Source organism: Euzebyella saccharophila, from assembly GCF_014855495.1.
GTDB classification, from domain to species: Bacteria; Bacteroidota; Bacteroidia; order Flavobacteriales; family Flavobacteriaceae; genus Euzebyella; species Euzebyella saccharophila.
The window spans coordinates 267,614-293,683 of sequence record NZ_JACYFJ010000002.1 but is presented as its reverse complement, the minus strand read 5'-3'; the positions used below and the strand labels follow the sequence as shown (position 1 = coordinate 293,683).

30 protein-coding genes are annotated in these 26,070 nt (G+C 37.6%); 20 read left to right on the top strand and 10 right to left on the bottom strand.

The genetic code is table 11. From position 1 onward, the window contains the following. Position 1: 1 nt before the first annotated feature. The gene (gene mscL, locus IL355_RS07755) at positions 2-433 is read left to right on the top strand and encodes a large conductance mechanosensitive channel protein MscL (RefSeq protein WP_192461605.1); all 432 of its coding nucleotides are present in this window, start codon (positions 2-4) and stop codon (positions 431-433) included. Between the two features lie 112 nt (positions 434-545). Further along, positions 546-1,502 (top strand): sterol desaturase family protein, encoded by a 957-nt coding sequence (locus IL355_RS07750; protein WP_192461604.1) that lies wholly within the window; start codon positions 546-548, stop codon positions 1,500-1,502. Between the two features lie 143 nt (positions 1,503-1,645). On the opposite strand, the gene IL355_RS07745 is transcribed toward IL355_RS07750, so the two are convergent. Both IL355_RS07745 and IL355_RS07740 read right to left on the bottom strand, forming a co-directional pair. Next, entirely contained in the window at positions 1,646-1,984 is a 339-nt protein-coding gene (locus IL355_RS07745) for a DNA topoisomerase IV (protein WP_225621153.1), read from the bottom strand. 136 nt (positions 1,985-2,120) lie between these two features. Beyond that, the gene (locus tag IL355_RS07740; RefSeq protein WP_192461602.1) at positions 2,121-2,504 is read right to left on the bottom strand and encodes a helix-turn-helix transcriptional regulator; all 384 of its coding nucleotides are present in this window, start codon (positions 2,502-2,504) and stop codon (positions 2,121-2,123) included. A 284-nt stretch (positions 2,505-2,788) separates the two neighbouring features. Between IL355_RS07740 and IL355_RS07735 the strand changes: the two genes are divergently transcribed. From IL355_RS07735 to IL355_RS07720, 4 genes are all read left to right on the top strand, one after another. Beyond that, positions 2,789-3,910, top strand: a complete 1,122-nt coding sequence (locus IL355_RS07735; protein WP_225621152.1) for a M14 family metallopeptidase — start codon at positions 2,789-2,791, stop codon at positions 3,908-3,910. A 104-nt stretch (positions 3,911-4,014) separates the two neighbouring features. Beyond that, the gene (locus IL355_RS07730) at positions 4,015-4,494 is read left to right on the top strand and encodes an Lrp/AsnC family transcriptional regulator (protein WP_187459049.1); all 480 of its coding nucleotides are present in this window, start codon (positions 4,015-4,017) and stop codon (positions 4,492-4,494) included. A gap of 69 nt (positions 4,495-4,563) precedes the next feature. Next, positions 4,564-5,079 carry a DinB family protein gene (locus IL355_RS07725; RefSeq protein WP_192461601.1) on the top strand — a complete coding sequence of 172 codons (516 nt, stop codon included), beginning with the start codon at positions 4,564-4,566 and terminating at the stop codon, positions 5,077-5,079. After that, the gene (locus tag IL355_RS07720; protein WP_192461600.1) at positions 5,076-5,963 is read left to right on the top strand and encodes a YihY/virulence factor BrkB family protein; all 888 of its coding nucleotides are present in this window, start codon (positions 5,076-5,078) and stop codon (positions 5,961-5,963) included. The genes IL355_RS07725 and IL355_RS07720 overlap by 4 nt, the downstream gene beginning before the upstream one ends. A gap of 3 nt (positions 5,964-5,966) precedes the next feature. On the opposite strand, the gene IL355_RS07715 is transcribed toward IL355_RS07720, so the two are convergent. Both IL355_RS07715 and aroB read right to left on the bottom strand, forming a co-directional pair. Further along, complete coding sequence (locus IL355_RS07715; RefSeq protein ID WP_192461599.1) at positions 5,967-6,296, bottom strand: hypothetical protein; 330 nt, start codon at positions 6,294-6,296, stop codon at positions 5,967-5,969. Positions 6,297-6,412: 116 nt separating this feature from the next. Beyond that, entirely contained in the window at positions 6,413-7,477 is a 1,065-nt protein-coding gene (aroB, locus tag IL355_RS07710; protein ID WP_192461598.1) for a 3-dehydroquinate synthase, read from the bottom strand. A 127-nt stretch (positions 7,478-7,604) separates the two neighbouring features. Here aroB and IL355_RS07705 point away from each other — a divergent pair, with 127 nt between their 5' ends. Next, the gene (locus IL355_RS07705) at positions 7,605-8,771 is read left to right on the top strand and encodes a proline dehydrogenase family protein (protein ID WP_192461597.1); all 1,167 of its coding nucleotides are present in this window, start codon (positions 7,605-7,607) and stop codon (positions 8,769-8,771) included. A 41-nt stretch (positions 8,772-8,812) separates the two neighbouring features. Here IL355_RS07705 and IL355_RS07700 read toward each other — a convergent pair whose 3' ends face one another. The 6 genes from IL355_RS07700 to porX form a co-directional block, all read right to left on the bottom strand. Further along, entirely contained in the window at positions 8,813-9,193 is a 381-nt protein-coding gene (locus tag IL355_RS07700; protein WP_192461596.1) for a DUF4258 domain-containing protein, read from the bottom strand. Positions 9,194-9,298: 105 nt separating this feature from the next. Beyond that, positions 9,299-10,498, bottom strand: coding sequence for an alanine dehydrogenase (locus tag IL355_RS07695; RefSeq protein WP_192461595.1), 1,200 nt, complete (start codon positions 10,496-10,498; stop codon positions 9,299-9,301). A 101-nt stretch (positions 10,499-10,599) separates the two neighbouring features. Beyond that, positions 10,600-11,259, bottom strand: a complete 660-nt coding sequence (locus tag IL355_RS07690) for a hypothetical protein (protein ID WP_192461594.1) — start codon at positions 11,257-11,259, stop codon at positions 10,600-10,602. A 93-nt stretch (positions 11,260-11,352) separates the two neighbouring features. Then, complete coding sequence (locus IL355_RS07685; RefSeq protein WP_192461593.1) at positions 11,353-11,508, bottom strand: hypothetical protein; 156 nt, start codon at positions 11,506-11,508, stop codon at positions 11,353-11,355. A gap of 202 nt (positions 11,509-11,710) precedes the next feature. Continuing rightward, the gene (gene tsaE / locus IL355_RS07680; RefSeq protein ID WP_192461592.1) at positions 11,711-12,121 is read right to left on the bottom strand and encodes a tRNA (adenosine(37)-N6)-threonylcarbamoyltransferase complex ATPase subunit type 1 TsaE; all 411 of its coding nucleotides are present in this window, start codon (positions 12,119-12,121) and stop codon (positions 11,711-11,713) included. Between the two features lie 12 nt (positions 12,122-12,133). Next, a complete protein-coding gene (porX, locus tag IL355_RS07675; protein WP_192461591.1) occupies positions 12,134-13,675 on the bottom strand; it encodes a T9SS response regulator signal transducer PorX in 1,542 nt (513 codons plus the stop codon). A gap of 142 nt (positions 13,676-13,817) precedes the next feature. Here porX and IL355_RS07670 point away from each other — a divergent pair, with 142 nt between their 5' ends. The 13 genes from IL355_RS07670 (at position 13,818) to IL355_RS19435 (ending at position 26,068) form a co-directional block, all read left to right on the top strand. Then, on the top strand, positions 13,818-15,047 hold the full coding sequence (locus IL355_RS07670) for an HD domain-containing protein (RefSeq protein ID WP_192461590.1): 1,230 nt from the start codon (positions 13,818-13,820) through the stop codon (positions 15,045-15,047). 23 nt (positions 15,048-15,070) lie between these two features. Next, positions 15,071-16,120: a UDP-3-O-(3-hydroxymyristoyl)glucosamine N-acyltransferase gene (gene lpxD, locus IL355_RS07665; RefSeq protein WP_192462106.1), complete on the top strand. Its 1,050-nt coding sequence runs from the start codon at positions 15,071-15,073 to the stop codon at positions 16,118-16,120. Continuing rightward, positions 16,101-17,486 (top strand): bifunctional UDP-3-O-[3-hydroxymyristoyl] N-acetylglucosamine deacetylase/3-hydroxyacyl-ACP dehydratase, encoded by a 1,386-nt coding sequence (locus IL355_RS07660; RefSeq protein WP_192461589.1) that lies wholly within the window; start codon positions 16,101-16,103, stop codon positions 17,484-17,486. The genes lpxD and IL355_RS07660 overlap by 20 nt, the downstream gene beginning before the upstream one ends. A 1-nt stretch (position 17,487) precedes the next feature. Then, positions 17,488-18,273, top strand: a complete 786-nt coding sequence (gene lpxA / locus IL355_RS07655) for an acyl-ACP--UDP-N-acetylglucosamine O-acyltransferase (RefSeq protein WP_187459063.1) — start codon at positions 17,488-17,490, stop codon at positions 18,271-18,273. Between the two features lie 49 nt (positions 18,274-18,322). Beyond that, positions 18,323-18,889 (top strand): elongation factor P, encoded by a 567-nt coding sequence (gene efp, locus IL355_RS07650; RefSeq protein ID WP_192461588.1) that lies wholly within the window; start codon positions 18,323-18,325, stop codon positions 18,887-18,889. Positions 18,890-18,911: 22 nt separating this feature from the next. Beyond that, positions 18,912-19,844 (top strand): UDP-3-O-(3-hydroxymyristoyl)glucosamine N-acyltransferase, encoded by a 933-nt coding sequence (locus IL355_RS07645; protein WP_192461587.1) that lies wholly within the window; start codon positions 18,912-18,914, stop codon positions 19,842-19,844. A 95-nt stretch (positions 19,845-19,939) separates the two neighbouring features. Continuing rightward, positions 19,940-20,812 (top strand): succinate--CoA ligase subunit alpha, encoded by an 873-nt coding sequence (gene sucD / locus IL355_RS07640; RefSeq protein ID WP_192461586.1) that lies wholly within the window; start codon positions 19,940-19,942, stop codon positions 20,810-20,812. A 116-nt stretch (positions 20,813-20,928) separates the two neighbouring features. Then, positions 20,929-21,675 carry a 3-oxoacyl-[acyl-carrier-protein] reductase gene (gene fabG, locus IL355_RS07635; protein WP_192461585.1) on the top strand — a complete coding sequence of 249 codons (747 nt, stop codon included), beginning with the start codon at positions 20,929-20,931 and terminating at the stop codon, positions 21,673-21,675. A 61-nt stretch (positions 21,676-21,736) separates the two neighbouring features. Next, entirely contained in the window at positions 21,737-23,761 is a 2,025-nt protein-coding gene (locus IL355_RS07630; protein WP_192461584.1) for a vWA domain-containing protein, read from the top strand. Between the two features lie 9 nt (positions 23,762-23,770). After that, a complete protein-coding gene (locus tag IL355_RS07625) occupies positions 23,771-24,586 on the top strand; it encodes a prohibitin family protein (protein WP_187459069.1) in 816 nt (271 codons plus the stop codon). A gap of 201 nt (positions 24,587-24,787) precedes the next feature. Then, positions 24,788-25,645 carry an ATP phosphoribosyltransferase gene (gene hisG, locus IL355_RS07620; RefSeq protein ID WP_192461583.1) on the top strand — a complete coding sequence of 286 codons (858 nt, stop codon included), beginning with the start codon at positions 24,788-24,790 and terminating at the stop codon, positions 25,643-25,645. Beyond that, positions 25,645-25,938, top strand: coding sequence for a hypothetical protein (locus IL355_RS07615; RefSeq protein ID WP_225621151.1), 294 nt, complete (start codon positions 25,645-25,647; stop codon positions 25,936-25,938). Before hisG ends, IL355_RS07615 begins: the two co-directional genes overlap by 1 nt. Continuing rightward, a complete protein-coding gene (locus tag IL355_RS19435) occupies positions 25,919-26,068 on the top strand; it encodes a GNAT family N-acetyltransferase (protein WP_225621150.1) in 150 nt (49 codons plus the stop codon). The genes IL355_RS07615 and IL355_RS19435 overlap by 20 nt, the downstream gene beginning before the upstream one ends. Positions 26,069-26,070 lie beyond the last annotated feature (2 nt).

Below are 26,070 nucleotides of genomic sequence, written 5' to 3'. Positions count from 1 at the left end.
CATGAGGAATTTTTATCAGGAGTTTAAAGATTTTGCCATCAAAGGCAACATGATAGACATGGCCATTGGTATCATAATAGGTACGGCCTTCAATGAAGTCATCAACACTTTGGTGAAGAAGATTATTATGCCGCCTTTATCTTTGCTGACGGATGACGTTCAACTTTCTAATAGAAAATATGTTCTAAGGGAAGCTTCCGAAGGAGTAGAAGAGGTAGCACTTGGCTATGGCGAAATGTTCGAAGTCTTAATAGATTTTTTGATAATAGCATTCACTATTTTTGTGGTGGTAAAAGGCATTAATCGATTTAAGTCAAAATCCGAAGACCCTGAAAACAAGGAAGTTGTAACTCCAAAAAACATTGAGATACTTTCCAATTTAGAGAAGTTGATGCAAGAACAGAATGAAATTCTTAAGTCAAAAGAGAAATAGTATATTCTGTAGCACCTATCGATAAAACCTATCTTATTATCGAGCTAACCCCTGCAGTTTTTACCAATAAGTCTTTAATATCATTATCTTAGCCCTCCGAAACACTAATTAAATGGATTTTACAAACCCCCTGGTTTACGGCGTTCCATGTTTTATCGCCTTTATACTTTTAGAATTGACCTATAGTAAGACACATGGTCATGATGAGCTTTATGTTTGGAAAGATTTAATGGCCAGTGGTGCAATGGGTATCGGTTCCGCTATTTTAGGGCCTTTGCTTAAGGTAACCGTTTTAATTGTCGTATTTGAATTTACGTATGAACTGTTCAATCCTATAGTTGATGGTGTTCGTACCAACATCATGGGGTATAAATCTTTTGGGTACGCCTGGTATGTTTGGTTGCTTTGTCAATTGGCAGATGATTTTACCTATTATTGGTTCCACCGGGCCAATCATGAAATTAGAATTTTGTGGGCGGCACATATTGTGCACCACTCTTCGGACAATTTTAACTTGGGCACAGCAGTGAGAAACGGTTGGTTTACGCTTCTTTATAAGCCATTTTTCTATATGTGGATGCCTGCCATTGGTTTTCCCGTAGAAATGGTAATAGTGTGTTTGGCAATAGAATCCTTATGGCAGTTTCAATTACATTCCCAATACGTGCCAAAAATGGGGTGGATCGAAAAGATTTTTAATACGCATACCATGCACCAGGTGCACCATAGCCAGAATGTGGAGTACTTGGATAAGAACCACGGGGGGTTTTTAAATATTTTCGATAAGATATTTGGAACTTGGAAAGAGTTGGATGACGATATAGAAGTGAAATTTGGTGTCATCCATGCCCCAAACTCCTATAATCCTATAGTTATATTGACCCATGAGTTCAAGGATATTTGGGCCGATGTAAAAAAAGCCAAAAAATTCTCGCACAAACTTATGTACATATTTGGACCTCCAGGATGGAGTCCTGATGGCAGTACATTAACAGTAAAGCAACAACAGCGTTTATTTAGGGAGCATAAATCGCAAAATCCTGAAGCGGCTTTTAGTAGACCTAATTAAATCTCAACCGTGGTTCATGGGTTTTCTGGCTTTAAACAAATGCTCGTGGAAAATAAATAAGTATTTTCTTTTTAATAAAAGGGCGGTTTTTTTTATAGCTAAGAAGTAATAATCAGAAAATCTATTGGTAAAACAAAGAATAGCTATTCCTTTTTAAACGCTGTGCCTCTAGATTTTTGGCTCTCTCCAACAATATTATATTCAAAGGTATAGGAGTCCTCCGTAGTGGAAAGAATCTTCATGTGAATTGATTTTTCTTCAGCTCGGCTCTGGGGATTTAATTTTTTAACAATGTATTCACAATCATTTATCCATCTTATGGAGGCCGAGTCCGCCTTACCCTCAAAATAATCCACTTCTAAGTCCCCATTCCTAACAAAAGTGGTAGTCTGTTCTTCACCGTCAATAGTGCTCGTAAATGTAAACGTACCGTTCTTAAAATCCTTGCAATTACGTTCTGGTTGGTAACACGAGGTTATCATTAGCAAAAGGACTGCGATAAATATGCTTCGTAGTATCATCAGAGCAAAAATAACCAAATTCTAAATGAGCTTCATGTTTAAAATTGAAAACATAAAAAGATAGGTTCCGTGTAACTTTTGTATGGATTAATTTAAATTAACTAGGGTCAAAGGACTCAAAGCTACCATCGGAGTAAAACAGAACAATCCTTTCTATCTTCTTTTGTTTTGTGGATAAATCCGAGGGCACTTCTTTTGGTTGGATTTTTTCCTGTTCAAAAGAAGGAGGAGAGGTTTTATCCATTAATTTTTCATTTTGCGGAAATGACCCTTTACCATTAAGGAGCCAATACAGATTAACTTCAGGAAATGCCTTTATAACCTTTAGAACAAATTCTAAACTTGGCTTGTTTCTGCCTGAAAGCAAATGTGAAATACTGGAGCGTTGTACATCTACTTTATCTGCGAAAGCAGAAGCGCTTAGGTCATAATACGTCAATAGTATCTCGAGCCTTTCTATGAATTCACTTGTGTTTACCAATGTAATTAATGTTATGCCATTTTCATTGACGCAAAATTACAAATAATTCTATAAGCCCAGTTTTTACCTCTTTATTGTTTCAAGTTAATATTGATAATTTTTTGTTTAAAGTATTGATATTGTGTTTTTTAAATTAATTATACGACTTCTAAATATTTTTTGTTTTAAAATGTATACAATTGTAAAATATTTAATTATTTAACCATTCCTGAAGAATAAAATCTAGAAACTAACTTGTTACAATTGTAAATTATCTAAATCTTATTTTTGTGCTCCTATAAAAAATGAGCATGATTTTACCCTTGACCAGCTACGAAGAAATAAAAGAGAAATCGGTTTACGGAAGGTACCTTTCCCACGAGATGGTTGCCAAGTATCTTGAATCTATAAAACAAGAGTTTGAAATTAAGGAGGTGGGTTTGTCTGTGCGGCAAAAAAAGATCCATACCATTACCTTGGGTACAGGAAAAACCAAAATTCTAATGTGGTCCCAAATGCATGGGAACGAATCTACCACCACAAAAGCCGTATTCGATTTTATTAATTTTCTAAGAACTGATGCAGAGTCATCTCGGCAGATTCTAGAAAATTGTACTATAAAAATTATTCCCATGTTAAACCCGGATGGGGCAGATGCCTACACCAGGGTGAATGCAAATGAAGTGGATTTGAATAGGGATGCTCAAAACCGTACACAACCGGAGAGCATTGTACTAAGAAAAGTGTATGAAGGGTTTTCTCCGGATTTTTGCTTCAATCTACATGATCAAAGAACCATTTTTAATGTGGGAACCACTCCAAAACCGGCCACAGTTTCTTTTTTAGCGCCAGCATATAATGAAGAAAGGAGTATTTCGCCTTCCCGCGCAATAAGTATGAAGCTTATTGTTGCCATGAACGATACATTACAGAAGTTAATACCTGACCAAGTTGGTAGGTATGATGATAGTTTTAATGCTAATTGTGTGGGCGATACTTTTCAAATGATGAATACTCCAACCATTTTATTCGAATCTGGTCACTATCCTAATGATTACGAAAGGGAAGAAACCAGATGGTATATATTTCAAGCACTTTTAAAAGGGGTTGCGGTAATTTCTGAAAATAAAGTAAATCAATTTGACTTGGAATCTTATCAGCAGATTCCTGAAAACCAAAAACTATTTTTAGATCTTTTATTGAAAAATGTACAAAGTTTGACAGGGAAAAAAAATACGCCAAATTCCTGTGCCTTTCACTTTAAGGAAACATTAATTGATGGTAAAATAGAATTTGTACCTGAACTGCAAGAAGAAATTGATTTAAGGAAATTTTATTTTCATGCTACTTATGATTGCGCAGTAACGAGTGATTTACAAGCCCTTAAAAGCCAAATTTATTATCCTGATATTTCTTCCAGTTTTTAAAATTTATCTTAAAAAATCGTTTTCGTTACGTTTTTATTATAAAAAACAAAGTTTTAGTGCATTTTATTTTATAATTTTTTATTTTTGCTGAAATTCTAACCATTATGGGAAAAGTAAAATTAGACGAAATTGATCACCAGATTCTGGATATGTTAATTGACAACACCAGAACTCCTTTTACGGACATTGCAAAAAAACTTTTAATTTCAGCTGGTACCGTTCACGTACGAGTTAAAAAAATGGAAGAGGCTGGGATTATTAGGGGGTCGTCCCTAACCCTTGATTATGTAAAGCTAGGTTATGCGTTTATAGCCTATGTTGGAATTTTCTTGGAGAAAACCCACCAGACCAAATTTGTTCTTGAAAGACTAGAGGAAATACCGAACGTTACCGTAGCGCATATCACCACCGGTAAATTCAATATTTTCTGTAAAATAAGGGCAAAAGATACCAATCATGCCAAAAACATCATCTTTAAAATCGATGATATTGATGGTATAAGCAGAACAGAGACCATGATTTCATTGGAGGAAAGCATTAATGACAAAAAACGCTTAATGCATACCATTTTTAATGAACTCTAATAACAATAACGTTCTTTATTAACTTAATCCCGAACATGACCGTTCGGGATTTTTTTTAGCTTAGATTTTATGAAACCATCGGAATTGCAATTTTCGGAACCTTATCCTTTCTATAAAAAGTATATTGATACCCTCAAGGATGAAGAATTATTGGAAACAATGAAAAATCAACTTCAGAACTTTCCTCAATTTATCAATAGCATACCTGAAGAAAAGATGGGATTCAGGTACGGGCCGGACAAATGGATCATTGCAGAAGTACTTTTACATATTATTGATTCTGAAAGAGTCTTTCAATATAGGGCCTTGCGGTTTTCTAGAGGAGACCAAACGCCATTGCCAGGTTTTGAACAGGATGATTATGTTCCCTTTTCAAATGCAGTATCTAGAAATAAACAAAGTATCATAGAGGAATACACAACTGTTAGAAAAGCTACTATTACCCTTTTTTCCCATCTAGACGAGGAAACTCTCTTAAGAACAGGTACTGCTAGCAGTTTGCCTTGGTCTGTAGCATCTGTTGGTTTTGCCATTTGTGGTCATCAAAGACATCACAGAAATATTTTGCGAGAACGATATTTATGATAGTAAGCAGACTTAAGACATTTTTTATACTCGTTAAAAAAACGGCATTGGCCTGGGTAGATAATGACCCATTTGGCAAAAGTGCCGTTGTAGCTTACTATGCCCTGTTTTCACTACCATCTTTATTAATGATGGTAGCATGGATTGCTGGCTCCATTTATGGGGTTGAAGCTGTAAAAGGTAAAATAGTGGATAAAATTGGCGGTCTTATAGGCGAAGGGGTTTCCGAGGCCATTGAGGGAATGATTGCCAATGCTTCTGTAAGTGAAGGTTCTACTATTACAGTTATCCTGGGGGTAGGAATGCTTCTATTTGGTGCAACGGGGGTTTTTGTAAGATTAAAAATGGCTATGAACGACATTTGGGGGGTAGAGTCCAAAAAGAAAGTGTGGATACAAATGTTTTTGGATAGAATGATTTCCTTTGGGATGGTTTTGGTCCTAGGATTTCTTTTTTTAATATCCCTTGTACTTTCCGTTTTTCTTAAAACCTTAAGTACCTACATATCCAGCTTTGCACCGGATATTGCTGTTGTTATTGCCAATTTTTTTAGTCTTTTACTGCCTTTTCTGGTCATTACAGGCCTTTTTGCCGCTCTTTTTAGATTACTTCCGGATGTTCACATTCGCTGGAAGACAACTTTTTGGGGTGCTGGTCTTACTACGGCTTTATTCCTAGTGGGGGAATATCTATTGGGCTATTACTTTACTCAAAGCGACCCCACTTCCGTTTATGGAGGGGCATCTTCAGTGGTATTAATATTGTTATGGGTCTACTACACCTGTATCATTATGTTTTTTGGTGCAGAGTTCACCTTTCAATACGCTAATTTCATTCAGGAAAAAGTAGAACCCAATGAAAATGGATTAACTAAGAGCAAATAAATTTTAATCAAAGTCTTCGTCGTATTCCAAATCAGTTTCCAGCTCACCCTTATATTCTCTTGAATCTTCTTCTTTAGAGCTTTTATTAGGTTTAGATGCTAGCTCCTTTTCTATGGTTTCGTCAAAATTTGCGATAAATTCTGAAAGACTTTTACTTATTTTGACCAAGTAGATGGTGTCTGTTGTTCTTAATTCTACAGCTTCTACCGTTTCACCCTTCAGATTTTTAAAAACGATAATATCGTCATCTCCATATCCATCTGGATAACTTTCTATCAAGAGGGCGGCCAAAGTGTGATCCAGTTTTTTGTAGTCAATCAATTTACGTAACATATTAGTAAGGATTAAATGAGAAAAATATTTTAGTTAATCATATCTCAACCTAAAATATTCAATTTTCCCCTGTAAACTTACAAAGAGTTGTCAACCGCAAATTTCAGTATATCAACTTAGGATTCAGCGTAGTAAGCGAATGCTTTATTGTATAATTCATCAGGTACCCTTACATCGATTTCAGGATTTCCTAAACTGTTTAAAAGAACATAGTTAATGTTACCGTGTGAGTTCTTTTTATCAAATTTTAAAAGCCCCAAGATACTCTTTATGTCCTCATTACTAAAAGCAACTTTGGTATAGCGGCTCAAAAAGGTTGTTTTAATATCTTCCAACGCACTATCTGGTAATTGTCTAAGTTCATTGGAGAGATAGGCTTCTAAAATCATTCCCACGGCAATGGCTTCACCATGTAATAAAGTATCTTTCTGTGGATGTTCTAAGCAATATGATTCTATGGCGTGCCCTAGTGTGTGACCATAATTAAGTATTTTCCTAAGATTTTGTTCCGTAGGATCTTTTAGGACCACCTCGTTTTTAATGACCACGGATTGGTAGATAAGCTCATCTAGATTATTGAAATCGTCTACCTTTTTAAGGTCATTCCAATAAGTTTCACTTTTTATAAGTCCGTGCTTTAACATTTCCGCAAAACCACTGTGCAATTGTCGTTCTTCCAGCGTTTTTAAAAAATCTGTAATGATAAGTACCATTTCAGGTTGGTTAATAACCCCAATTTGGTTTTTTAAAGCCCCAAGATCTACTCCGGTCTTTCCTCCTACAGAAGCATCAACCATGGATAATAGGGTAGTGGGAACATTAATAAAAGCGATGCCTCTTTTAAAGCAGGAAGCAACAAAGCCACCTAAATCCGTTAGAACGCCTCCGCCCAAATTAATTAGAATACTTTTTCTGTCGCCGTCCAATTCAGAAAGAACATGCCAAACCTGGGTGCAGGTTTCAATGGTTTTATTTATTTCCCCAGATTCAATTTCTATAATCTCATAATCGTATTCACCTGCAATATTGGTCATAAAGGGAGCCAAACAATGCTCGTGCGTATTTTCATCTACCATGATAAATACTTTGGAGTACCCTTTTTGGGAAAGGTGATCGTTTAAGGCTTCGTATGCTTTATTGTTAAAATGTACAGCGTAGGAATCTGAGGTGATAGATTGCATTATGTTAAAAATAGATTGGTTTTTAAGCCCAAAGGCCAATAAAATGTTAAGTGCAAAATAAAGGATATTTTTTGGCCTAGGAATATGATTTGTGTTTTTATATTTGCCACCATTTTAATACTTGGGAATGAAGCGAATATTTGAAGATACAGCTACTGCTTTCGCGTTGAAGACAGATTCTGAACTTGAACGTGCTTACTTTATTTTTAAGATGATTGCCAACGAACCTTTGGTTCGTATTGGTAAGGCCATAACAAACTTTGCCATTAAATCTCATCTTCCAGTAGAGAAATTGATAAGGGCAACCGTATTCGATCACTTTTGCGGTGGGGTCAATGAATTTGACTGTTTGCCAACGGTTGATCGTATGTACGAGAAAAATGTATGCTCGGTTCTTGATTATTCTGTGGAAGGAAAAGATTCTGAAGATCCTTTGGATGATGCCTTGTCCATGGTTCTAAAAGTATTGGATTTTGTAAAAGAAAAAGATGCCATTCCTTTCGCGGTTTTCAAACCAACCGGATATGGTAGATTTTCGCTTTTTCATAAAGTGAATGAAGGCATATCCCTGACCGATGAAGAAAAAGCCGAATGGGGTAGGGTCGTTGCCCGTTTTGATAAAACTTGCAAAAAGGCGCATGAATTGGGAGTTTCCCTATTAATCGATGCGGAAGAAAGCTGGATTCAAGATGCTGCAGATTTGTTGGTTGAAGACATGATGAGAAAATACAATAAGGAAAAGGCCATTGTGTTCAATACGCTGCAGATGTACCGATGGGACCGATTGGATTACCTAAAAAAACTCCATAAAAAAGCAAAAGAAGAAAACTTTAAAATGGGCTTTAAAGTAGTTCGGGGTGCGTATATGGAAAAAGAAAATGAACGTGCCGAAGAAAAAGGGTATCCAACACCTATTTGTGCTTCCAAACAAGAAGCGGATATCAATTTTGACAATGCCATAGACTATATGATAGATCATTTGGAGGACATGGAAGTTTTTGCCGGCACCCATAATGAAAATAGTTCGTATAGATTAATGGAGCTTATGCAGGAAAGGGGGGTAGAAGCCAATGATAGTAGAGTTTGGTTTGGGCAATTATATGGAATGAGCGACCATATTTCCTTTAATCTGGCTAACCAAAACTATAATGTAGCTAAATATTTGCCATTTGGCCCCGTACGCGACGTAATGCCATATCTTATTAGAAGGGCCGATGAGAATACATCCGTTGCAGGGCAGACCAGTAGGGAATTGGATTTATTGGAAAAGGAAAGAAAACGTAGAAAAATTTAATTTTAAAGTCGCCGAACCTAATATAAGGATAGGCCGATGAATTAACGATTTATTTCTTCCAAGACTACCTTGTTAGCGCAGTTCTTAAACTTTAAGATTGCCTCGGAATCTTTAAGCTCTCCTTCTACAATATAGGTTTTACAGGGTTTGGATTTGGTATCGCTTTGACCAAAATCTACCTCTCCATCCTTTAAAAAATTGGTAATGTGAAGGGTATCCAAGCCATTGACTTTCATTATTTCATTTACTTGGTCTGAAAATGAAATGGGTTTGCTTCTCAAATCTTTTAAAGCTCTACAATTGGGGAAGTAACAGAATTCACTATTGGTTTCTTCAGACTTATTTTTGAGAAAAAAGGTGAGAAACACTATTCCAATGGATAAGCCTACCAAATAATATCCCAATCGTTTTATAAAAGCCATACTTCTTGTTTCTTACGCCTAAAGGCGTGTTTTAATAAGAGGGCACAAAAATACAAATCCGCCTTTTATTTCTATATAAAAAGGGTTTCATATATGACCTTTGATCTAAAAAATGAGAAAGTTGATATCACTGTATTGCAGATCGAACCATTCACCAACAGATTTATTGGTAAGTATACCATGATACATATAAAGTCCGTTTCTAAGTCCTTTATTAAAACGTAATGAATTTTCCATTCCTCCATTTTCTCCCAATTCCAAAAGGTAAGGAGTGAAAATATTACTTATGGAAAGTGTTGCCGTTTTTGGGTATCTAGAAGGGATATTGGGAACCCCATAATGAATAACCCCATATTTTTCAATGGTTGGTTTGGAGTGCGTAGTAACCTCACTGGTCTCAAAGCAGCCCCCCATATCAATACTAACATCTATAATTACAGCACCCTTTTTCATATGCTCAACCATAGAGTTGGTAACTACGACCGGAGATCGGTCTTTACCTCTGGTAGCACCTATGGCAACATCGCATCGTTTTAATGCTTTGATTAAGTTTTTTGGTTGAATGGTTGAAGTATAAACCGTTTGTCTTAGACAAGCCTGTATGTTTCTAAGCTTAGTAATGGAATTATCAAAGATTTTCACATTAGCTCCCAGCCCTAAAGCCGATCTGGCGGCAAATTCGCCTACAGTGCCAGCACCAATGATGACAACTTCAACGGGAGGTACCCCACTTATATTTCCAAACATGAGTCCGTTACCATCATTGGTAGCAGCCATAAGTTCAGAAGCAATTAAAACTGAAGAAATACCGGCAATCTCACTAAGGGATCGTACAGCCGGATATTTTCCATCTTCATCCCTAATATATTCAAATGCAATGGCGGTCACCCGCTTTTTGGCCATTTTTTCAAAATAGGCTTTGTGCTGTGTTTTAATCTGTAGAGCCGAAATTACGGTTGCCTGCGGATTTAGCATTTCAATTTCCGAGAAAGTAGGTGGTTCAACCTTTAATAAGATAGGGCAGGAGAATACTTTTTTGGTATCCCGGGTTATTTCGGCTCCCGCATTGGTATAATCTAAATCAGAATAGTGCGCCCCTTCTCCGGCACCGGACTCTATTAAAACTCTGTGTCCGTTGGAGGTAATGGCGTTAACAGCATCTGGCGTTAGGCAAACACGTTGTTCTTGGTATTGGTTTTCCTTGGGAATACCAATGAACAAATCTCTTTTCTGCTTTAAAACTTCAAGGGTTTCTTCCTGAGGTAGCAATTGTTGTTTGCTGAAAGGTGAAGTAGGTTGGTTCATTGTTAATCGTCACGTTTCGATTAACAGTAAAAATACGACAATTTAGGGAAAAATAGAGGTATTAAACTTTGAATTAAAGGAGGAAAGTCTAACTATGAATTTCAGAACTTAAGATGAAGCCAATTATTTAACTGGCCTTGAAAGCGCTTGAACTTAGAGTTTATGTTATGCGTGGAAAGTCGCTCATCAATTTCTTCAGAAATGGAAGGAGGAATAACCTCGCCCTTAGATTCTGAGCTAAAATCACTTTTCTTTAATTTTTTAGCCTGATCCTCTGCTTGCTTCAGTTTCAATTCGTGAAGTTCGGCCTCCATAGCCTCTAAATCAATGCCATGAACATATTTATCTACCAATTTAATTCTAATAAAGTATACTATTGGTATGACGACCATGCATACTCCTAAGAGATACATAATTTCATTCTCATCAATTTTTGTTATATCCTCACTTAAAACACTGTAGAGTTGAAAGCTGTACATAGCAATGGGAATAAGGATTGCATGATACCACCATTGCTTACACGTAATGAACCAAATGATTAATAGCGATAACGGAACTAGCTTACCAACATAAAAATAGAAAGCTGTTGCTACATCTTTGTAACCATTGTCCGTAAATTCTAACCACAAAACTGTCCATGTCCCTTGTGGAGTAGTAGGTATATATTTATAAAAATAGAATATCAAAGGTGTAACAGCTAAAAAAAAAGCGATTAGCCCTTCAATGATTAATCTAGTACGAATTTTTCTCTTTTCTGACATAGTCAGTATTCAAACTCAAAATTTGTCAAATTATTGCAATAAAAAAAGACACTTTAAGAAAAGTGTCTTTTAAAAATAAAGAAATAATTTTATTTATTTTTTATTTCTTCGCCCACCATCAATTTCGGCAGTTTTTTTGTCAATTGAATTGGTCTCATAGATGTTATCATCATCAGCAGTAGAACTGGTTTCACAAGATACGGCTAACAAAGTTACACATGCCAAAAGGCCAAATACGAATTTTTTCATTTTCGAGGGTTTTTTTCGGTTAAAAAATAGGTTTCTTTTCATCAAAAGTAGGAAAAAAACCACTAACGAAATGTTATTTATCCATAAAATTTTACAGTTTATCGTAAAAAAATAGCCTTTTATCGAATTTAACGGCATTCACACAATAATCCTTTAACCGTTACGATGTGCTCGAACCTTTTTGGACAGTTTTATGAAGGATTCAGGAAAGCATCAATCGTCTAGTGTCGAAATCTACAATTTCAATACTAACATTTTGAATATCAGAAGGTAATAAGGAAGAAATCTTCTCCGGCCATTCTATAAACACAAAACAGTCTTGGTTTAGATAGTCATCGAGGCCCATATCCAAAGCTTCCATTTCATCATTCAGTCTGTAAAAATCAAAATGATAGCCTAATATTTCACCAACCTTACTGTGATATTCATTAACAATACCAAAAGTTGGGCTGCTACCGGAATCCGAGGCACCCAATTCTTTTACTATGGCCTTGATCAATGTTGTTTTCCCTGCTCCCATAGGTGCATAAAAAGCAAAGGTTTTATACTTCGCCTTCTCTAAAACCAACTTTGCGATACGGTTTAACTCTGTTTTTTTAAATTCTACTTCCATACAAAAAAGTACTTATTTTGGCGAAAGTACAACAAAAGGAATGATCATTTCTTCCAAGGAGACTCCTCCGTGTTGGTAGGTGTTCCGGTAATAACTTACATAATGGTAGTAGTTATTGGGATAGGCAAAAAACATATCGTTTTTTGCAAAAATGAAGGAGCTACTTACGTTGATTCGTGGTAAGTGAATCTGTTCAGGGTTTTTCGCCGCCAATACTTCTTTTTCTTCATAGGTAAGGCTTTTCCCTGTTTTATATCGTAAATTCAAGCTAGTTTCTTTATCACCAATGACTCGGCTAGGTTGCTTAACATTTATGGTACCATGGTCAGTAGTGATAATTAATTTCATACTTAGGGACTGCGCTTGTTGTATAATATCAAGTAGCGGAGAGTTTTTGAACCAACTTTGGGTCAAGGAACGGTAGGCTTTATCATTGCTGGCCAATTCCTTTATGACTTCCATTTCCGTTTTGGCATGCGAAAGCATATCTACAAAATTGTAAACAATTACCGTAAGATCATTCTCTTTTTGCGACCTGAAATTTTGTGATAATTGCTTACCCTGTTTAAGGCTACTGATTTTATGATACTCCCATTTTATGGTTAGCCCCAAACGTTTTATTTGCGCTTCAAGAAAGTCTTTTTCATGCAGGTTTTTGCCTCCTTCATCTATGTCGTTTTTCCACCACTGAGGAAATTTTTTCTCCATATCCAAAGGCATTAAACCTGAAAAAATGGCATTTCTAGCATATTGGGTGGCCGTAGGTAGTATACTGAAATAAGAGTTCTCCTTGGTTTTTTTGTAGAAGTTTGAAACAATATCCTCAAACGCGTACCACTGATCGTATCTTAAATTATCAATAACAACAAGTAGGGTAGGTGTTTCACCCAGTTCTGGCTCTATGCATTGTTTAAATAGTGTATGGGACATTACAGGTCCATCTCCCTGAAACCAATCCATATAATTGCGGTCTACAAATTTTCCAAAATGGTTGTTGGCTTCCGTTTTTTGAGACTCTAGAATTTCAAACATACTGTTGTCTTCAATATCTTCGAGTCGCATTTCCCAGTAGATTAACTTTTTATAAAGTTCTACCCATTCTTCAAAGGTATTTATCATGCTCAGGTCCATGGCAATTTTCCTGAATTCCTGCTGGTAATTGGCCGTAGTTTTTTCTGATACCAATCTGGAATGATCAAGGTTCTTTTTTAGGGATAACAGAATTTGATTGGGGTTAACCGGTTTGATCAAATAGTCTGCAATTTTGGAACCAATGGCTTCCTCCATAATAAACTCCTCTTCACTTTTGGTAATCATTACCACGGGAAGCGAAGAATCTATCACTTTAATTTCGCTTAAAGTTTCCAATCCCGAAATTCCAGGCATATTCTCGTCCAAGAAGACAATGTCTACGCTGGTGGTTTTTAAAAAATCCAAAGCTTCTTGACCGCTCTTGCAAGTAGTTACTTTATAATTTTTTCCTTCAAGAAATATGATATGTGGTTTTAGTAGATCTACTTCGTCATCTACCCAAAGAATGGATATCTTGTTCATTCTGTTTTTAACTTTATACGATAATAGTATGGTAAATCGATTAAAATATACCTTAAAATTATCTTATAAAAATGATATTCCCACTGATTATTGTTGGTTCTTTACCTAACTTTGGCTACCGATACGGCAAACGAATACTATTTTGACAAGCTCTAGGAAATTGAAAATCTTCAATGATCCAATTTACGGATTTATCTCTATCCCCAATCCTCTCATTTTTGATTTAATAGCCCATCCTTATTTTCAAAGGTTGCGCAGAATTTCGCAAATGGGGCTTTCTTATTTGGTGTATCCAGGTGCCCATCATACGCGATTTCATCATGCTTTGGGTAGCATGCATCTCATGCAAAAGGCCGTACAGGTTTTAAGGTTAAAAGGTGTAAAGATTACCAAAAAAGAAGAAAATGGACTCTATTGTGCCATTTTACTTCATGATATTGGCCATGGTCCATTTTCCCATGCCATGGAGCACAGTATTGTAGAAGGTACCTCGCATGAATATATCTCCCTACAGTTTATGGAAGAGTTGAATGCCGAGTTTAAAGGGAAGTTAAAAACGGCTATCACCATTTTTAAAGGGGAACATTCCAAAAGATTTTTGGTACAATTGGTCTCTAGTCAATTGGATATGGACCGATTGGATTATTTAAAGAGAGATAGCTTCTATACCGGCGTGGCGGAAGGAAATATTAATTCCGAAAGATTGATATCCATGCTAAATGTTGTCGATGGTAATCTAGTCGTAGAAGAGAAGGCTATCTACTCCGTAGAAAAATTTTTGATAGCCAGAAGGTTTATGTACTGGCAAGTATATCTACACAAAACAAGTATAGTTGCAGAACAGCTTTTGATTAGGATATTAAAAAGGGCAAAGGAAATATTGAAGGAAGAAGATTTAAAGGCTTGTAACAGACCCCTGCAATACTTTTTGGAAAATAAAATAAGAGGAGCACATTTTGACCATAAAATTCTTGACATGTTCGCTCAACTTGATGATGTAGATATCTTGTCGGCCGTTAAAACATGGAAATACAGTAGTGATTTTGTTCTTTCAGAACTGTGCAACATGTTACTCAATAGAAAATTGTTAAAGGTTAAGTTGAAGAGTAAACCAATTGACGGTGAACGCTTAAAAAGATACACTGAAAAAATTATGGGAAGACATGGATTAAGCGAGCATGAAACCTCCTACTTTGTCTTTTCCGGGGAAATAGAGAATAAGGCCTATGATCAGGAAAAACAGCATATAAATATCCTAAAGAAGAACGGTAAATTGATAGATGTGGCCAAGGCCAGCGACCAATTGAATTTAACGGCTCTTTCAAATACCGTAACAAAATATTATATCTGTTACCCCAAAGAATCTGTTTGACAATTTTTCTTACTTTTGTGCTCATGGTATTCACGGCAGGTCAGATTGCGGGAATTTTAGAGGGCGAACTCGAGGGAAATCCAGAGATAGCCGTTCATAAACTCGCTAAAATAGAAGAAGGTGAAAAAGGAGCTTTAACCTTCCTTGCAAACCCTAAGTATACTTCACATATTTATACAACTAGGGCCTCTATAACTATTGTAAATAAGGATTTTAAACCAGACCAAGAGCTGGAAACCACTTTAATAAAAGTAGAAGATGCCTATGAAGCGTTTTCAAAGGTCCTGGAGTTTTACAATCAGGTAAAAAACAATAAAACAGGTATTGAAGAACCTGTTTTTATTTCCGAAACGGCCACCTATGGAGACGACTTCTATATGGGCGCCTTTTCATATTTGGGCACAAATGTGACCATTGGGAATAATGTCAAGATTCATCCAAACGTATATATAGGGGACAATGTAAGAATTGCAGATAATGTTACCATTTTTGCCGGTGCAAAAGTGCAGTCAGAATCTGTAATTGGCAACAATTGTGTTATACATAGCGGGGTGGTTATTGGCGCAGATGGTTTTGGCTTTAGCCCCAATAAAGATGGGGAGTTTCAAAAGGTACCACAAACCGGTAATGTTATCTTGGAGGATAATGTAGATGTTGGTGCAGGTACTACCATCGATAGGGCTACACTGGGATCTACCATATTAAGAAAGGGGGTTAAGCTGGACAATCAAATACAGATTGCCCATAACGTTGAAATTGGGGAGCATACCGTAATTGCGGCCCAAACCGGTATTGCAGGTTCTACCAAAATAGGAAAGAGATGCATGATAGGTGGTCAAGTGGGCATTGTGGGTCACATTACCATCGGTAATAATGTAAAAATTCAAGCACAGTCCGGCATAGGGAGAAATGTTCAGGACAATGAAGTACTTCAGGGCTCACCAGCTTTAAATTATGGTGATTATAATAAATCCTACGTGTACTTTAAAAACTTACCGAAAATTTCAAATAGAATTGACGAACTGGAAAAAAAATACAGCGAGCAATACAAGAATGAGACAGAGAACCATTAAGAAAGAGGTTATTCTTAAAGGTGTGGGGCTACACACCGGTGCCGAGGTGACCATGAAATTTGTACCAGCACCAGAAAATCACGGATACGCATTTAAGAGGGTGGATTTAGAAGGCGAGCCTATTGTGGAGGCAGATGCCAGCTATGTCGTAAATACTCAAAGAGGTACCAATCTTGAGAAAAGAGGAGTTAAAATCCAGACATCAGAGCATGTTTTGGCCGCGCTAACAGGTCTAGAAATAGATAATGTACTCATTGAGCTTGATGCCCCGGAACCTCCCATTATGGATGGTTCGGCAAAGTTTTTTGTAGAGTCTTTGGAAGAAGCCGGAGTTGTTGAGCAGGAAGCTGAACGTGAGGAATACGTTGTAAAAGACGTAATTACTTATAAGGATGAAGCTACCGGAAGTGAAATAACTGTGATTCCATCAGAGACCTATCAAGTGACCACTATGGTAGATTTTGGAACCAAAGTATTGGGTACCCAAAATGCAACGTTGGAGAAACTATCGGATTTTAAATCCGAAATAGCTTCTGCAAGAACCTTTAGCTTTCTTCATGAATTGGAAATGTTGTTGGAGAACGGGCTTATAAAAGGTGGTGACCTTAACAATGCTATTGTTTATGTGGACAAGGAAATTTCTTCGGAAACAATGCAGAAGTTGGAAAAAGCTTTTGATAAGAAGAAATTATCGGTTAAACCAAACGGCATTCTAGATAATCTTACCCTGCATCAGCCTAATGAGGCGGCCAGACATAAATTATTGGATGTTGTAGGTGACCTTGCATTGGCAGGAACAAGAATTAAGGGTAAGGTCATTGCCAATAAGCCAGGCCACTATGTCAATACCCAATTTGCGAAAAAGTTGGCCAAGATTATTAAAATGGAAAAAAGAAATCGTATTCCTAAATATGATTTGGACCAACCACCACTGATGGATGTTCATAAAATCATGTCCATGCTCCCTCATCGACCTCCATTTTTATTGGTGGACCGTATTTTGGAATTGTCCGATACGCATGTAGTTGGAATGAAAAATGTGACCATGAACGAGCCCTTTTTTGTTGGGCATTTTCCAGGGGCACCGGTTATGCCAGGAGTTCTACAAGTAGAGGCAATGGCGCAAACAGGTGGTATTCTTGTGTTAAGCACGGTTCCCGATCCAGAAAACTACCTCACATTCTTTATGAAAATGGACAATGTAAAGTTCAAACAAAAAGTACTTCCGGGAGACACCTTAATTTTCCATTGTAGTTTAATTTCACCAATAAGAAGGGGTATATGTCATATGCAAGCCTATGCATATGCCAATAATAAATTAGTATGCGAAGCGGAATTAATGGCGCAAATCTCTAAAGTAAAATAGCATGAACCAACCCCTCGCTTACATACATCCAGGTGCTAAAATTGCCAAAAATGTGGTAGTAGAGCCTTTTACCACCATTCATAACAACGTAACCATCGGAGAAGGCACTTGGATCGGTTCTAATGTTACCATTATGGAAGGCGCTAGAATTGGAAAGAACTGCAATATTTTTCCTGGCGCAGTAATTTCGGCGCCTCCGCAAGATTTAAAATATAAAGGTGAAGAGACAACTGTAAATATTGGGAATGGAACCACTATTAGGGAGTGCGCTACCATTCATAAAGGAACATCGGACAGAAATAAAACCGTGATAGGAAAAAATTGCCTTATCATGGCCTATTGCCATGTTGCCCATGACTGTTTAGTGGGGGATAATTGTATTTTCTCCAACAACTCCACCTTGGCTGGGCATGTAACTATTGGGGACAATGTTATATTGGCCGGGTTGGTTGCTGTGCATCAATTTGTGTCCGTTGGTCAGCATGCCTTTGTAACCGGTGGGTCCTTAGTTCGTAAGGATGTACCTCCCTTCGTAAAAGCGGCACGTGAACCGCTATCCTATGTGGGGATTAATTCTGTTGGATTGAGACGAAGAGGGTTTGAATCGGAAAAAATAAGGGAAATTCAGAATATCTACAGAATTCTGTATCAAAAGAATTATAATAATACTCAGGCCACGCAAATTATTGAGGCCGAAATGGAAGCCACTCCGGAGCGAGACGAAATTCTTCAATTTATTCGTGATTCGCAACGTGGTATAATGAAAGGGTATTTTAGCAATAATTAATTTTAGGTACGATAAAGGGCCTAATAAAACAACTTAGACTAAAGAATATATGGCATCAACATCAGACATCAGAAAAGGACTTTGTATTAGATACAATAACGACATCTATAAAATTATTGAGTTTCTTCACGTTAAACCCGGAAAGGGACCAGCTTTTGTAAGAACAAAATTGAAAAGTGTGAGTAACGGGAAGGTTTTGGATAATACTTTTTCTGCTGGTCATAAAATTGAAGATGTACGCGTTGAAACCCGTTCTTATCAATTTTTATATGCGGAAGGGGAAACCTACCACTTTATGAATACGGATGACTATAACCAAATAACCCTTCAAGAAAATGCTTTGGATAACCCGGGTCTTTTAAAAGAGGGAGAAGTGGTAACCATACTTTTCAATACTGAGGATAGTATGCCCTTATCGGTTGATATGCCTGCAAGTGTAGTTCTTGAAGTAACCTATACGGAACCCGGTGTAAAAGGAAATACTGCTACCAACGCCACGAAACCTGCCAAAGTGGAAACCGGTGCAGAGGTAAATGTACCTTTATTCATTAATGAGGGAGACAAAATTAAAATAGACACTTCCAGTAGCTCTTACATGGAGCGTGTAAAGGAATAATTTCAAGCAAAACGTAATTTCATTGAAATTTCCTGTAGCCCATACCTTAAAGCAAATTGCTGCTATCATTGACTGTACTCATGTGGGTGCCGATGATTTTCCTGTTCTGGGTATGAATGAAATACATGTAGTGGAGCAGGGGGATATTGTTTTTGTGGATCATCCAAAATACTATGACAAAGCCTTGGGAAGCACGGCGACCATTATTCTTATCAATAAGGAGGTGGATTGTCCTAATGGCAAGGCACTGCTTATTTCCGATGACCCTTTTAGGGATTTCAATAAGCTTACCAATTATTTCAAACCTTTTGAAAAGGCATTGAATTCAATTGCTTCCTCTGCCAAAATTGGATTGAACACTATCGTACAACCTAATGTTTTTATAGGGAACAATGTGTCCATAGGAGATAATTGTCTTATCCATCCTAATGTAACTATCTATGATAATTGCGTCATTGGAAACAATGTGATTATCCACGCCGGAACGGTTCTGGGTGGTGATGCTTTTTACTACAAGAAGAGGGAAACAGGTTTTGATAAATTAATTTCCGGGGGAAGAGTCGTAATTGAGGACAATGTAGAGCTAGGTGCTTTATGTACCATAGACAAAGGAGTAACGGGAGATACTACCATTAAGAGAGGCTCCAAACTGGACAATCAAGTACATGTAGGTCACGATACGGTAATTGGAGAAAAGTGCCTGATTGCTTCCCAAACGGGTATTGCTGGCTGTGTAATCATCGAGGACGAAGTGACCCTATGGGGGCAAGTGGGGACTAACAGTGGAATAACCATTGGGAAAAAAGCCGTCATCATGGGGCAAACGGGAGTAACAAAATCAGTTGCGGGAGGCAAAAGTTATTTTGGAACACCCATAGAGGAATCACGAGATAAACTTAAGCAACTTGCCTACGTTAAGAAGATTCCTGAAATATTAAAGAAATTAGACGGGTAATCCTTTAGAAATCGAAGCCAATCCCATATTTTTGTTGGCATCCATTTGAATGATTATAACAAAAGAATAATAACGATTAACGAATTCCATAAAACATGAGCGTTTTAGTAAATAAAGATTCCAAAATCATAGTACAGGGTTTTACCGGTAGTGAAGGTACTTTTCACGCGGGTCAAATGATTGATTACGGCACCAACGTAGTAGGAGGTGTAACTCCTGGTAAAGGTGGTCAGGAACATTTGGGTAAGCCTGTTTTTAACACAGTTGCGGAGGCTGTAGAAAAAGTTGGTGCGGACACCACCATCATTTTTGTTCCACCCGCATTTGCCGCTGATGCTATTATGGAAGCTGCTAATGCAGGAATTAAAGTAATTATTACGATTACCGAGGGTATTCCTGTGGCAGATATGGTTAAGGCCTATGATTATATTCAAGATAAGGATTGCCGTTTGGTAGGACCTAACTGTCCGGGTGTAATTACTCCAGGTGAGGCTAAGGTAGGTATTATGCCGGGATTTGTTTTCAAGCAAGGAAATGTGGGTATTGTATCCAAGTCAGGTACGTTAACCTATGAGGCCGCAGACCAAGTTGTACGTCAAGGGTTAGGTATTACTACTGCCATTGGTATTGGTGGAGACCCAATTATAGGTACAACAACAAAAGAAGCTTTGGAATTGTTGATTAATGATCCGGATACCGAATGTGTGGTGATGATCGGCGAAATTGGTGGTCAGCTAGAGGCGGACGCAGCCAAGTGGTACAAAGAAAGTAGAAGTAAAAAGCCAGTTGTAGGCTTTATTGCCGGTGAAACCGCACCTGCCGGAAGAACTATGGGGCATGCCGGAGCCATTGTTGGAGGTAGTGATGATACCGCTCAAGCTAAAAAGAAAATTATGAGTGAGCATGGTATACACGTAGTAGATTCCCCTGCTGAGATCGGTAAAAAAGTAAAAGAGGTTTTGGGTTAATCCCTTCTCTTGCAAAATAGGTCCCGTTTTCGAAATATCGGAAACGGGATTTTTTTATCGTTCTTGCACAAACAAGACTTATATTTGATACTAAGACCTAGAAAATATTAATTAGCATGAAATTATTAGATGGAAAAGTGGCTATTGTTACTGGAGCAAGTAGAGGAATAGGCACGGGTATAGCCAAAGTATTTGCCGAGCAAGGTGCCAATGTAGCTTTTACCTATAGCTCTAGCGAGGCTCCTGCAATGGCTTTGGAAAAGGAATTAAATGAGTTGGGCGTAAAAGCCAAGGCGTATAAAAGTAATGCCGCCAGTTTTGAAGCTGCTGAAAAGTTAGTGGCGGATGTGCTTGCAGATTTTGGTTCCATTGATGTGCTTGTAAATAACGCCGGTATTACCAAAGACAATCTTTTGATGAGAATGTCAGAGGCTGATTTTGATAGCGTAATCGAAATTAACTTGAAATCGGTTTTTAACATGACCAAGGCTGTGCAGCGTACGATGTTAAAACAACGCAAGGGATCAATTATAAACATGAGCAGTGTAGTTGGTGTTAAGGGAAATGCCGGACAAACCAATTATGCCGCTTCCAAGGCAGGTATGATAGGGTTTACAAAATCTGTTGCATTGGAGTTAGGCTCAAGAAACATACGATGCAATGCCATTGCCCCCGGTTTTATTGAAACTGAAATGACCGAAAAATTGGATGAAAAAACCGTTCAAGGGTGGAGAGATGGTATTCCGCTTAAGAGAGGTGGGTCTCCAGAGGATATCGCCAACGCCTGTTTGTTTTTTGCATCGGATTTGTCCGCCTATGTAACAGGTCAGGTCTTGAATGTAGACGGCGGTATGCTAACCTAAAACAAGAGTAATAGATTTCTAAAAAAGCGCATCGGCCTATAACTGAAAAACTGATTATTTCATGCAGATTCAAACAGTTCTTCTTATTCTTCTGGCCGTTAGTATTGCTTTAGGAATCGTTCTTTTCCAGTATTTTAAGATTCAAAAAAAAAGAGGGCAAACCGGTTGGGTGCTCTCTTTTTTGCGTTTTATATCTATTTTTGGAGTTCTCCTTTTACTGATCAACCCCAAAGTGGTAAAAAACCAATATACCGCGGAGAAAGCTAATCTAATTCTTTTGGTAGATGAAAGTACTTCAATTGCCAATGATTCTTCATTTCTAAAGCAATCTGTAACAACATTTGGGAATGATGATAGAATTTCCAAAAGATTTAATCTCCACACATACGGTTTTGGAAAGGACCTTTCATCAGACAGTTTAAAATTTGACCAAAGCGAAACCAATATTTCCCAGGCCCTGGAGTCCATTAAGGAAATTTTTGCCAATAGTAACGCGGTTACGGTTTTACTTTCAGACGGCAACCAGACTGTTGGTCAAGATTTCGACTATTTTAAAGCGGGTAAGCAAATGTCACTGTTTTCCGTTGCGGTGGGAGATACAACAACATATGAGGATTTGGCCATTTCACAGGTAAATGCCAATAAATTTGCCTTTTTAAACAACCAGTTTCCTGTTGAGATTTTCGTTGATTATTCAGGAGAAAAAGCTATTAACGCAGAATTATTGATCTCTGTAGATGGAAACACGGTGAAAAGACAACAATTAAAATTAGATGGTATTTCCAATAGTAAGGTAGTTACCAATCTGATTAAAGCCAATTCCATAGGGTTGAAAAATGTGGTTGCTTCGGTACAAGAGCTTCCCAATGAAAAAAACACCTCCAATAATAGGAGGGAAGTGGCCGTAGAGGTGGTTGATGAAAAAACAAATATCCTATTAGTTTCTGATTTGGTTCATCCGGATATCGCCGCCCTTAAAAAAGCCATAGAAAGTAATGAGCAACGCTCAGTTTCTTTAGTTTCATCTTCCGTAAGTTCGGAAATAATGCAAAACGTAGATTTGTTCATACTTTATCAGCCTACATCTCAATTTAAGTCCATTTACGAGTTTATTGAAAAGTCGAACACCAGTGTTTTCACCATTACCGGTAGTGAAGCAGATTGGGATTTTATCAATCAAGCCCAAAACTCTTTTTCGAAAAATAGTTATGATCAAACTGAGGAAGTGAGCCCCGTATTAAATTCAGGGTTTACTCTGTTTAATTTAGATGATTTTTCGGTAGACGACTTTCCTCCTATAAAGAGTAACTTGGGCGAAGTGGTGGACTTTACGGATTCTGAAACGTTAATTGGGCAAATGGTAAAGGGAGTGGAAATTGATGAGCCACTATTGACTCTAATGTACGAAGGAAAAAAAAGACAGGCAGTTTTTTATGGTGAGGGACTTTGGAAATGGCGAATGCAAACGTACCGAGCAGATAAAAACTTTGAACGCTTTGACCAGTTTATTGGAAAGCTTGTTCTTTTCTTAGCCAGTAATGAGGCCAAGGAGCGTCTTACCTTGGACTATGAAACAGTTTTTGCAGGAAGTAGGGAGGCTAAAATTGGAGCATCTTATTTTGATAATACATTTGTCTTTAATGCTGATGCGGAGCTGATTCTTTCATTAAAGAATGCAGATGGAAAATTCAAGCAGGAAATTCCCATGTTTCTCAATAATAATTATTACGACGCGGATTTAAGTAATTTAAAACCAGGAAAGTATAATTTTACCGTTTCAGTGAAAAATGAAAATTTAAGCAAATCCGGTAGTTTTACCATTTTGGATTTTGATATAGAAAAGCAGTTTCTGTCTACCAATTATAAAAAGCTAAAAAGACTTTCTGAACGTAACAATGGGAATCTTTATTTTCCAAAAGAATTGGAGGCTTTAAAAGATTCCTTAAGTAATGACCAGCGCTTGGTGCCCACTCAAGTTAGCAGTCAAAATATCGTATCTTTGATAGATTTTCAAATTCTACTGGCTATCATAGCTATTTCCTTGGCGGCAGAGTGGTTCATAAGAAAATATATAGGATTAATCTAAACTTGACACATGGATAAATTACCAAAAATCGCCCTTCCGGCGATATTCGCATTAATTGTACTTGTAATCATCATATCTAAATCTGCGGTAACCATAGGTTCCGGGGAGGCGGGCGTGCTGTACAAAACGTTTTCGGGCGGTGTGGTTACCGATGAACCTCCCTTGGGAGAAGGTTTTCATATTGTAGCGCCTTGGAACAAAGTATTCGTTTACGAGGTACGCCAACAAGAAGTATATGAAAAAATGAAAGTGCTTTCAAGCAACGGACTTGATATACAATTAGAAGCCTCAACCTGGTTTCAGCCCAAATACGAGGATTTGGGTAGACTGCATAAAGAGAAAAGTGAGATGTACAAAGAGCGCATTTTGCTACCTGCAATTCGTTCGGCGGCACGTAGTGTAGTGGGGCGGTATACTCCGGAACAATTGTATTCTAGTAAAAGGGATGCCATTCAACGTGAGATTTTTGAAGAGACCAAAAAAATTGTGGATGGCCAATACATTCAATTAAACGAAATTTTGGTGAGAGATGTAACTCTGCCTACCACCATAAAGGAAGCTATTGAGCGTAAATTAAAGCAAGAGCAAGAATCTTTGGAATACGAATTCCGATTGGTGACGGCAGAAAAAGAAGCGGAAAAAGTACGTATAGAAGCCCAAGGTAAGGCAGATGCCAACCGTATTTTAAGTGCTTCGTTGACGGATAAAATTTTACAGGACAAAGGTATTGATGCAACATTAGAACTTTCAAAATCGCCCAATGCCAAAGTGGTAGTGGTTGGTTCTGGGGAAAGTGGACTTCCATTGATTTTGGGAAATAACTAAAATAAATTTGTACGGTAAAAATTAAGTTTTAATTTTACGAGCGTAATGAAAAACAGAAACACACATCATCATTTTTGCACTTGCTCTCAAGCGAGGTAATAATGTATTGTAGTGTTACAACATATTTACGACCCGTTTGAGAAATCAAACGGGTTTTCTTTTTAGAAGAAGTGACAAAATTTGAACACAACAGAGTAGAAAATGACAAAACTTAGAATTGCTATACAGAAATCGGGAAGGTTGAATGAAGATTCCCTGCTTATTTTGAAAAACTGTGGTATCTCCATAGATAATGGGAAGGATCAGTTGAAGGCTTCCGCTCGTAATTTTCCTATGGAGGTTTTCTATTTACGTAATGGGGATATTCCACAATACCTGCGAGATGGGGTAGTTGATATTGCCATTATTGGTGAAAACGTTCTTATTGAAAAAGGGGAGGATATCGATATTGCAGAAAAATTAGGTTTTTCTAAATGCAAGGTGAGTTTGGCGGTACCAAAATCTGTCAAATATAAATCGGTTTACGATTTTGAAGGGAAGCGTATTGCTACCTCGTATCCCAACACCGTAAACATGTATTTGGATAAACACGGGGTTAAGGCTGATTTGCATATCATCAACGGATCTGTGGAAATTGCTCCAAATATTGGTCTTGCCGATGCCATTTGTGATATAGTTTCCAGTGGAAGTACGCTTTTCAAAAACAACCTCAAAGAAGTAGAGGTGATGTTGACCAGCGAAGCGGTTTTGGCCGTAAGTCCTCAAATTTCCCAAGAACGAAAAGAAATCCTTAAGAAATTGCAATTTAGGATTCAATCGGTTTTACAGGCGCGCCAGTCCAAATATGTACTTTTAAACGCTCCCAATGATAAATTAGATGCTATTTTAGCGCTTTTACCGGGCATGCGCAGTCCTACCGTCTTGCCCTTGGCGGAAAAAGGTTGGAGCTCTGTTCATACCGTTATCAACAAAGAGAAATTTTGGGATGTGATCGGTGAGTTGAAAGAAGCCGGAGCTGAAGGTATATTGGTGTGCCCCATTGAGAAAATGGTCTTATAGTGTATCAAATCCGAATCATACCAGAAGACCAATTGGAAGTAACCATTCCACTCTTGCGAGAATTGAATCCGCATATTTCGGAGGATCTTCTACGAAGCCGTCAAAAGGAAATGATAGGCCATAATTATCATTGTGCCGGAATATATGACGGGGAAAAGTTAATTGGTATTTCTGGAATTTGGATATTGATCAAGTACTACGTTGGCAAACATGTAGAATTGGACAATGTGTATTTAAAAAAGGGAATATCAGGGCCAGGGCCTAGGAAATCAATTGGTAGAATGGATTCTTAAATACGCTAAGAAGCAAGGCTGTGAGGCTTCAGAGCTTAATTGTTATATAGAGAATGAAGGAGGAAATAAATTTTGGTCCAATTTGGGTTACAAACCCATTGGTTATCACTACCAAAAAAAATTGAGTTAAAA

Excerpts from the sequence above, each read along its gene's own strand:
- efp (WP_192461588.1), top strand. The coding sequence starts at position 18,323 with ATGGCATCAACATCAGACATCAGAAAAGGACTTTGTATTAGATACAAT.
- IL355_RS07715 (WP_192461599.1), bottom strand. The coding sequence starts at position 6,296 with ATGTTACGTAAATTGATTGACTACAAAAAACTGGATCACACTTTGGCC.
- IL355_RS07735 (WP_225621152.1), top strand. The coding sequence starts at position 2,789 with ATGAGCATGATTTTACCCTTGACCAGCTACGAAGAAATAAAAGAGAAA.
- mscL (WP_192461605.1), top strand. The coding sequence starts at position 2 with ATGAGGAATTTTTATCAGGAGTTTAAAGATTTTGCCATCAAAGGCAAC.
- IL355_RS07705 (WP_192461597.1), top strand. The coding sequence starts at position 7,605 with ATGAAGCGAATATTTGAAGATACAGCTACTGCTTTCGCGTTGAAGACA.
- lpxD (WP_192462106.1), top strand. The coding sequence starts at position 15,071 with ATGGTATTCACGGCAGGTCAGATTGCGGGAATTTTAGAGGGCGAACTC.
- porX (WP_192461591.1), bottom strand. The coding sequence starts at position 13,675 with ATGAACAAGATATCCATTCTTTGGGTAGATGACGAAGTAGATCTACTA.
- lpxA (WP_187459063.1), top strand. The coding sequence starts at position 17,488 with ATGAACCAACCCCTCGCTTACATACATCCAGGTGCTAAAATTGCCAAA.
- IL355_RS07625 (WP_187459069.1), top strand. The coding sequence starts at position 23,771 with ATGGATAAATTACCAAAAATCGCCCTTCCGGCGATATTCGCATTAATT.
- hisG (WP_192461583.1), top strand. The coding sequence starts at position 24,788 with ATGACAAAACTTAGAATTGCTATACAGAAATCGGGAAGGTTGAATGAA.
- IL355_RS07730 (WP_187459049.1), top strand. The coding sequence starts at position 4,015 with ATGGGAAAAGTAAAATTAGACGAAATTGATCACCAGATTCTGGATATG.
- aroB (WP_192461598.1), bottom strand. The coding sequence starts at position 7,477 with ATGCAATCTATCACCTCAGATTCCTACGCTGTACATTTTAACAATAAA.
- IL355_RS07720 (WP_192461600.1), top strand. The coding sequence starts at position 5,076 with ATGATAGTAAGCAGACTTAAGACATTTTTTATACTCGTTAAAAAAACG.
- IL355_RS07745 (WP_225621153.1), bottom strand. The coding sequence starts at position 1,984 with ATGATAACCTCGTGTTACCAACCAGAACGTAATTGCAAGGATTTTAAG.
- sucD (WP_192461586.1), top strand. The coding sequence starts at position 19,940 with ATGAGCGTTTTAGTAAATAAAGATTCCAAAATCATAGTACAGGGTTTT.
- fabG (WP_192461585.1), top strand. The coding sequence starts at position 20,929 with ATGAAATTATTAGATGGAAAAGTGGCTATTGTTACTGGAGCAAGTAGA.
- IL355_RS07685 (WP_192461593.1), bottom strand. The coding sequence starts at position 11,508 with ATGAAAAAATTCGTATTTGGCCTTTTGGCATGTGTAACTTTGTTAGCC.
- IL355_RS07700 (WP_192461596.1), bottom strand. The coding sequence starts at position 9,193 with ATGGCTTTTATAAAACGATTGGGATATTATTTGGTAGGCTTATCCATT.
- IL355_RS07630 (WP_192461584.1), top strand. The coding sequence starts at position 21,737 with ATGCAGATTCAAACAGTTCTTCTTATTCTTCTGGCCGTTAGTATTGCT.
- tsaE (WP_192461592.1), bottom strand. The coding sequence starts at position 12,121 with ATGGAAGTAGAATTTAAAAAAACAGAGTTAAACCGTATCGCAAAGTTG.
- IL355_RS07695 (WP_192461595.1), bottom strand. The coding sequence starts at position 10,498 with ATGAACCAACCTACTTCACCTTTCAGCAAACAACAATTGCTACCTCAG.
- IL355_RS07725 (WP_192461601.1), top strand. The coding sequence starts at position 4,564 with ATGAAACCATCGGAATTGCAATTTTCGGAACCTTATCCTTTCTATAAA.
- IL355_RS07690 (WP_192461594.1), bottom strand. The coding sequence starts at position 11,259 with ATGTCAGAAAAGAGAAAAATTCGTACTAGATTAATCATTGAAGGGCTA.
- IL355_RS07750 (WP_192461604.1), top strand. The coding sequence starts at position 546 with ATGGATTTTACAAACCCCCTGGTTTACGGCGTTCCATGTTTTATCGCC.
- IL355_RS07660 (WP_192461589.1), top strand. The coding sequence starts at position 16,101 with ATGAGACAGAGAACCATTAAGAAAGAGGTTATTCTTAAAGGTGTGGGG.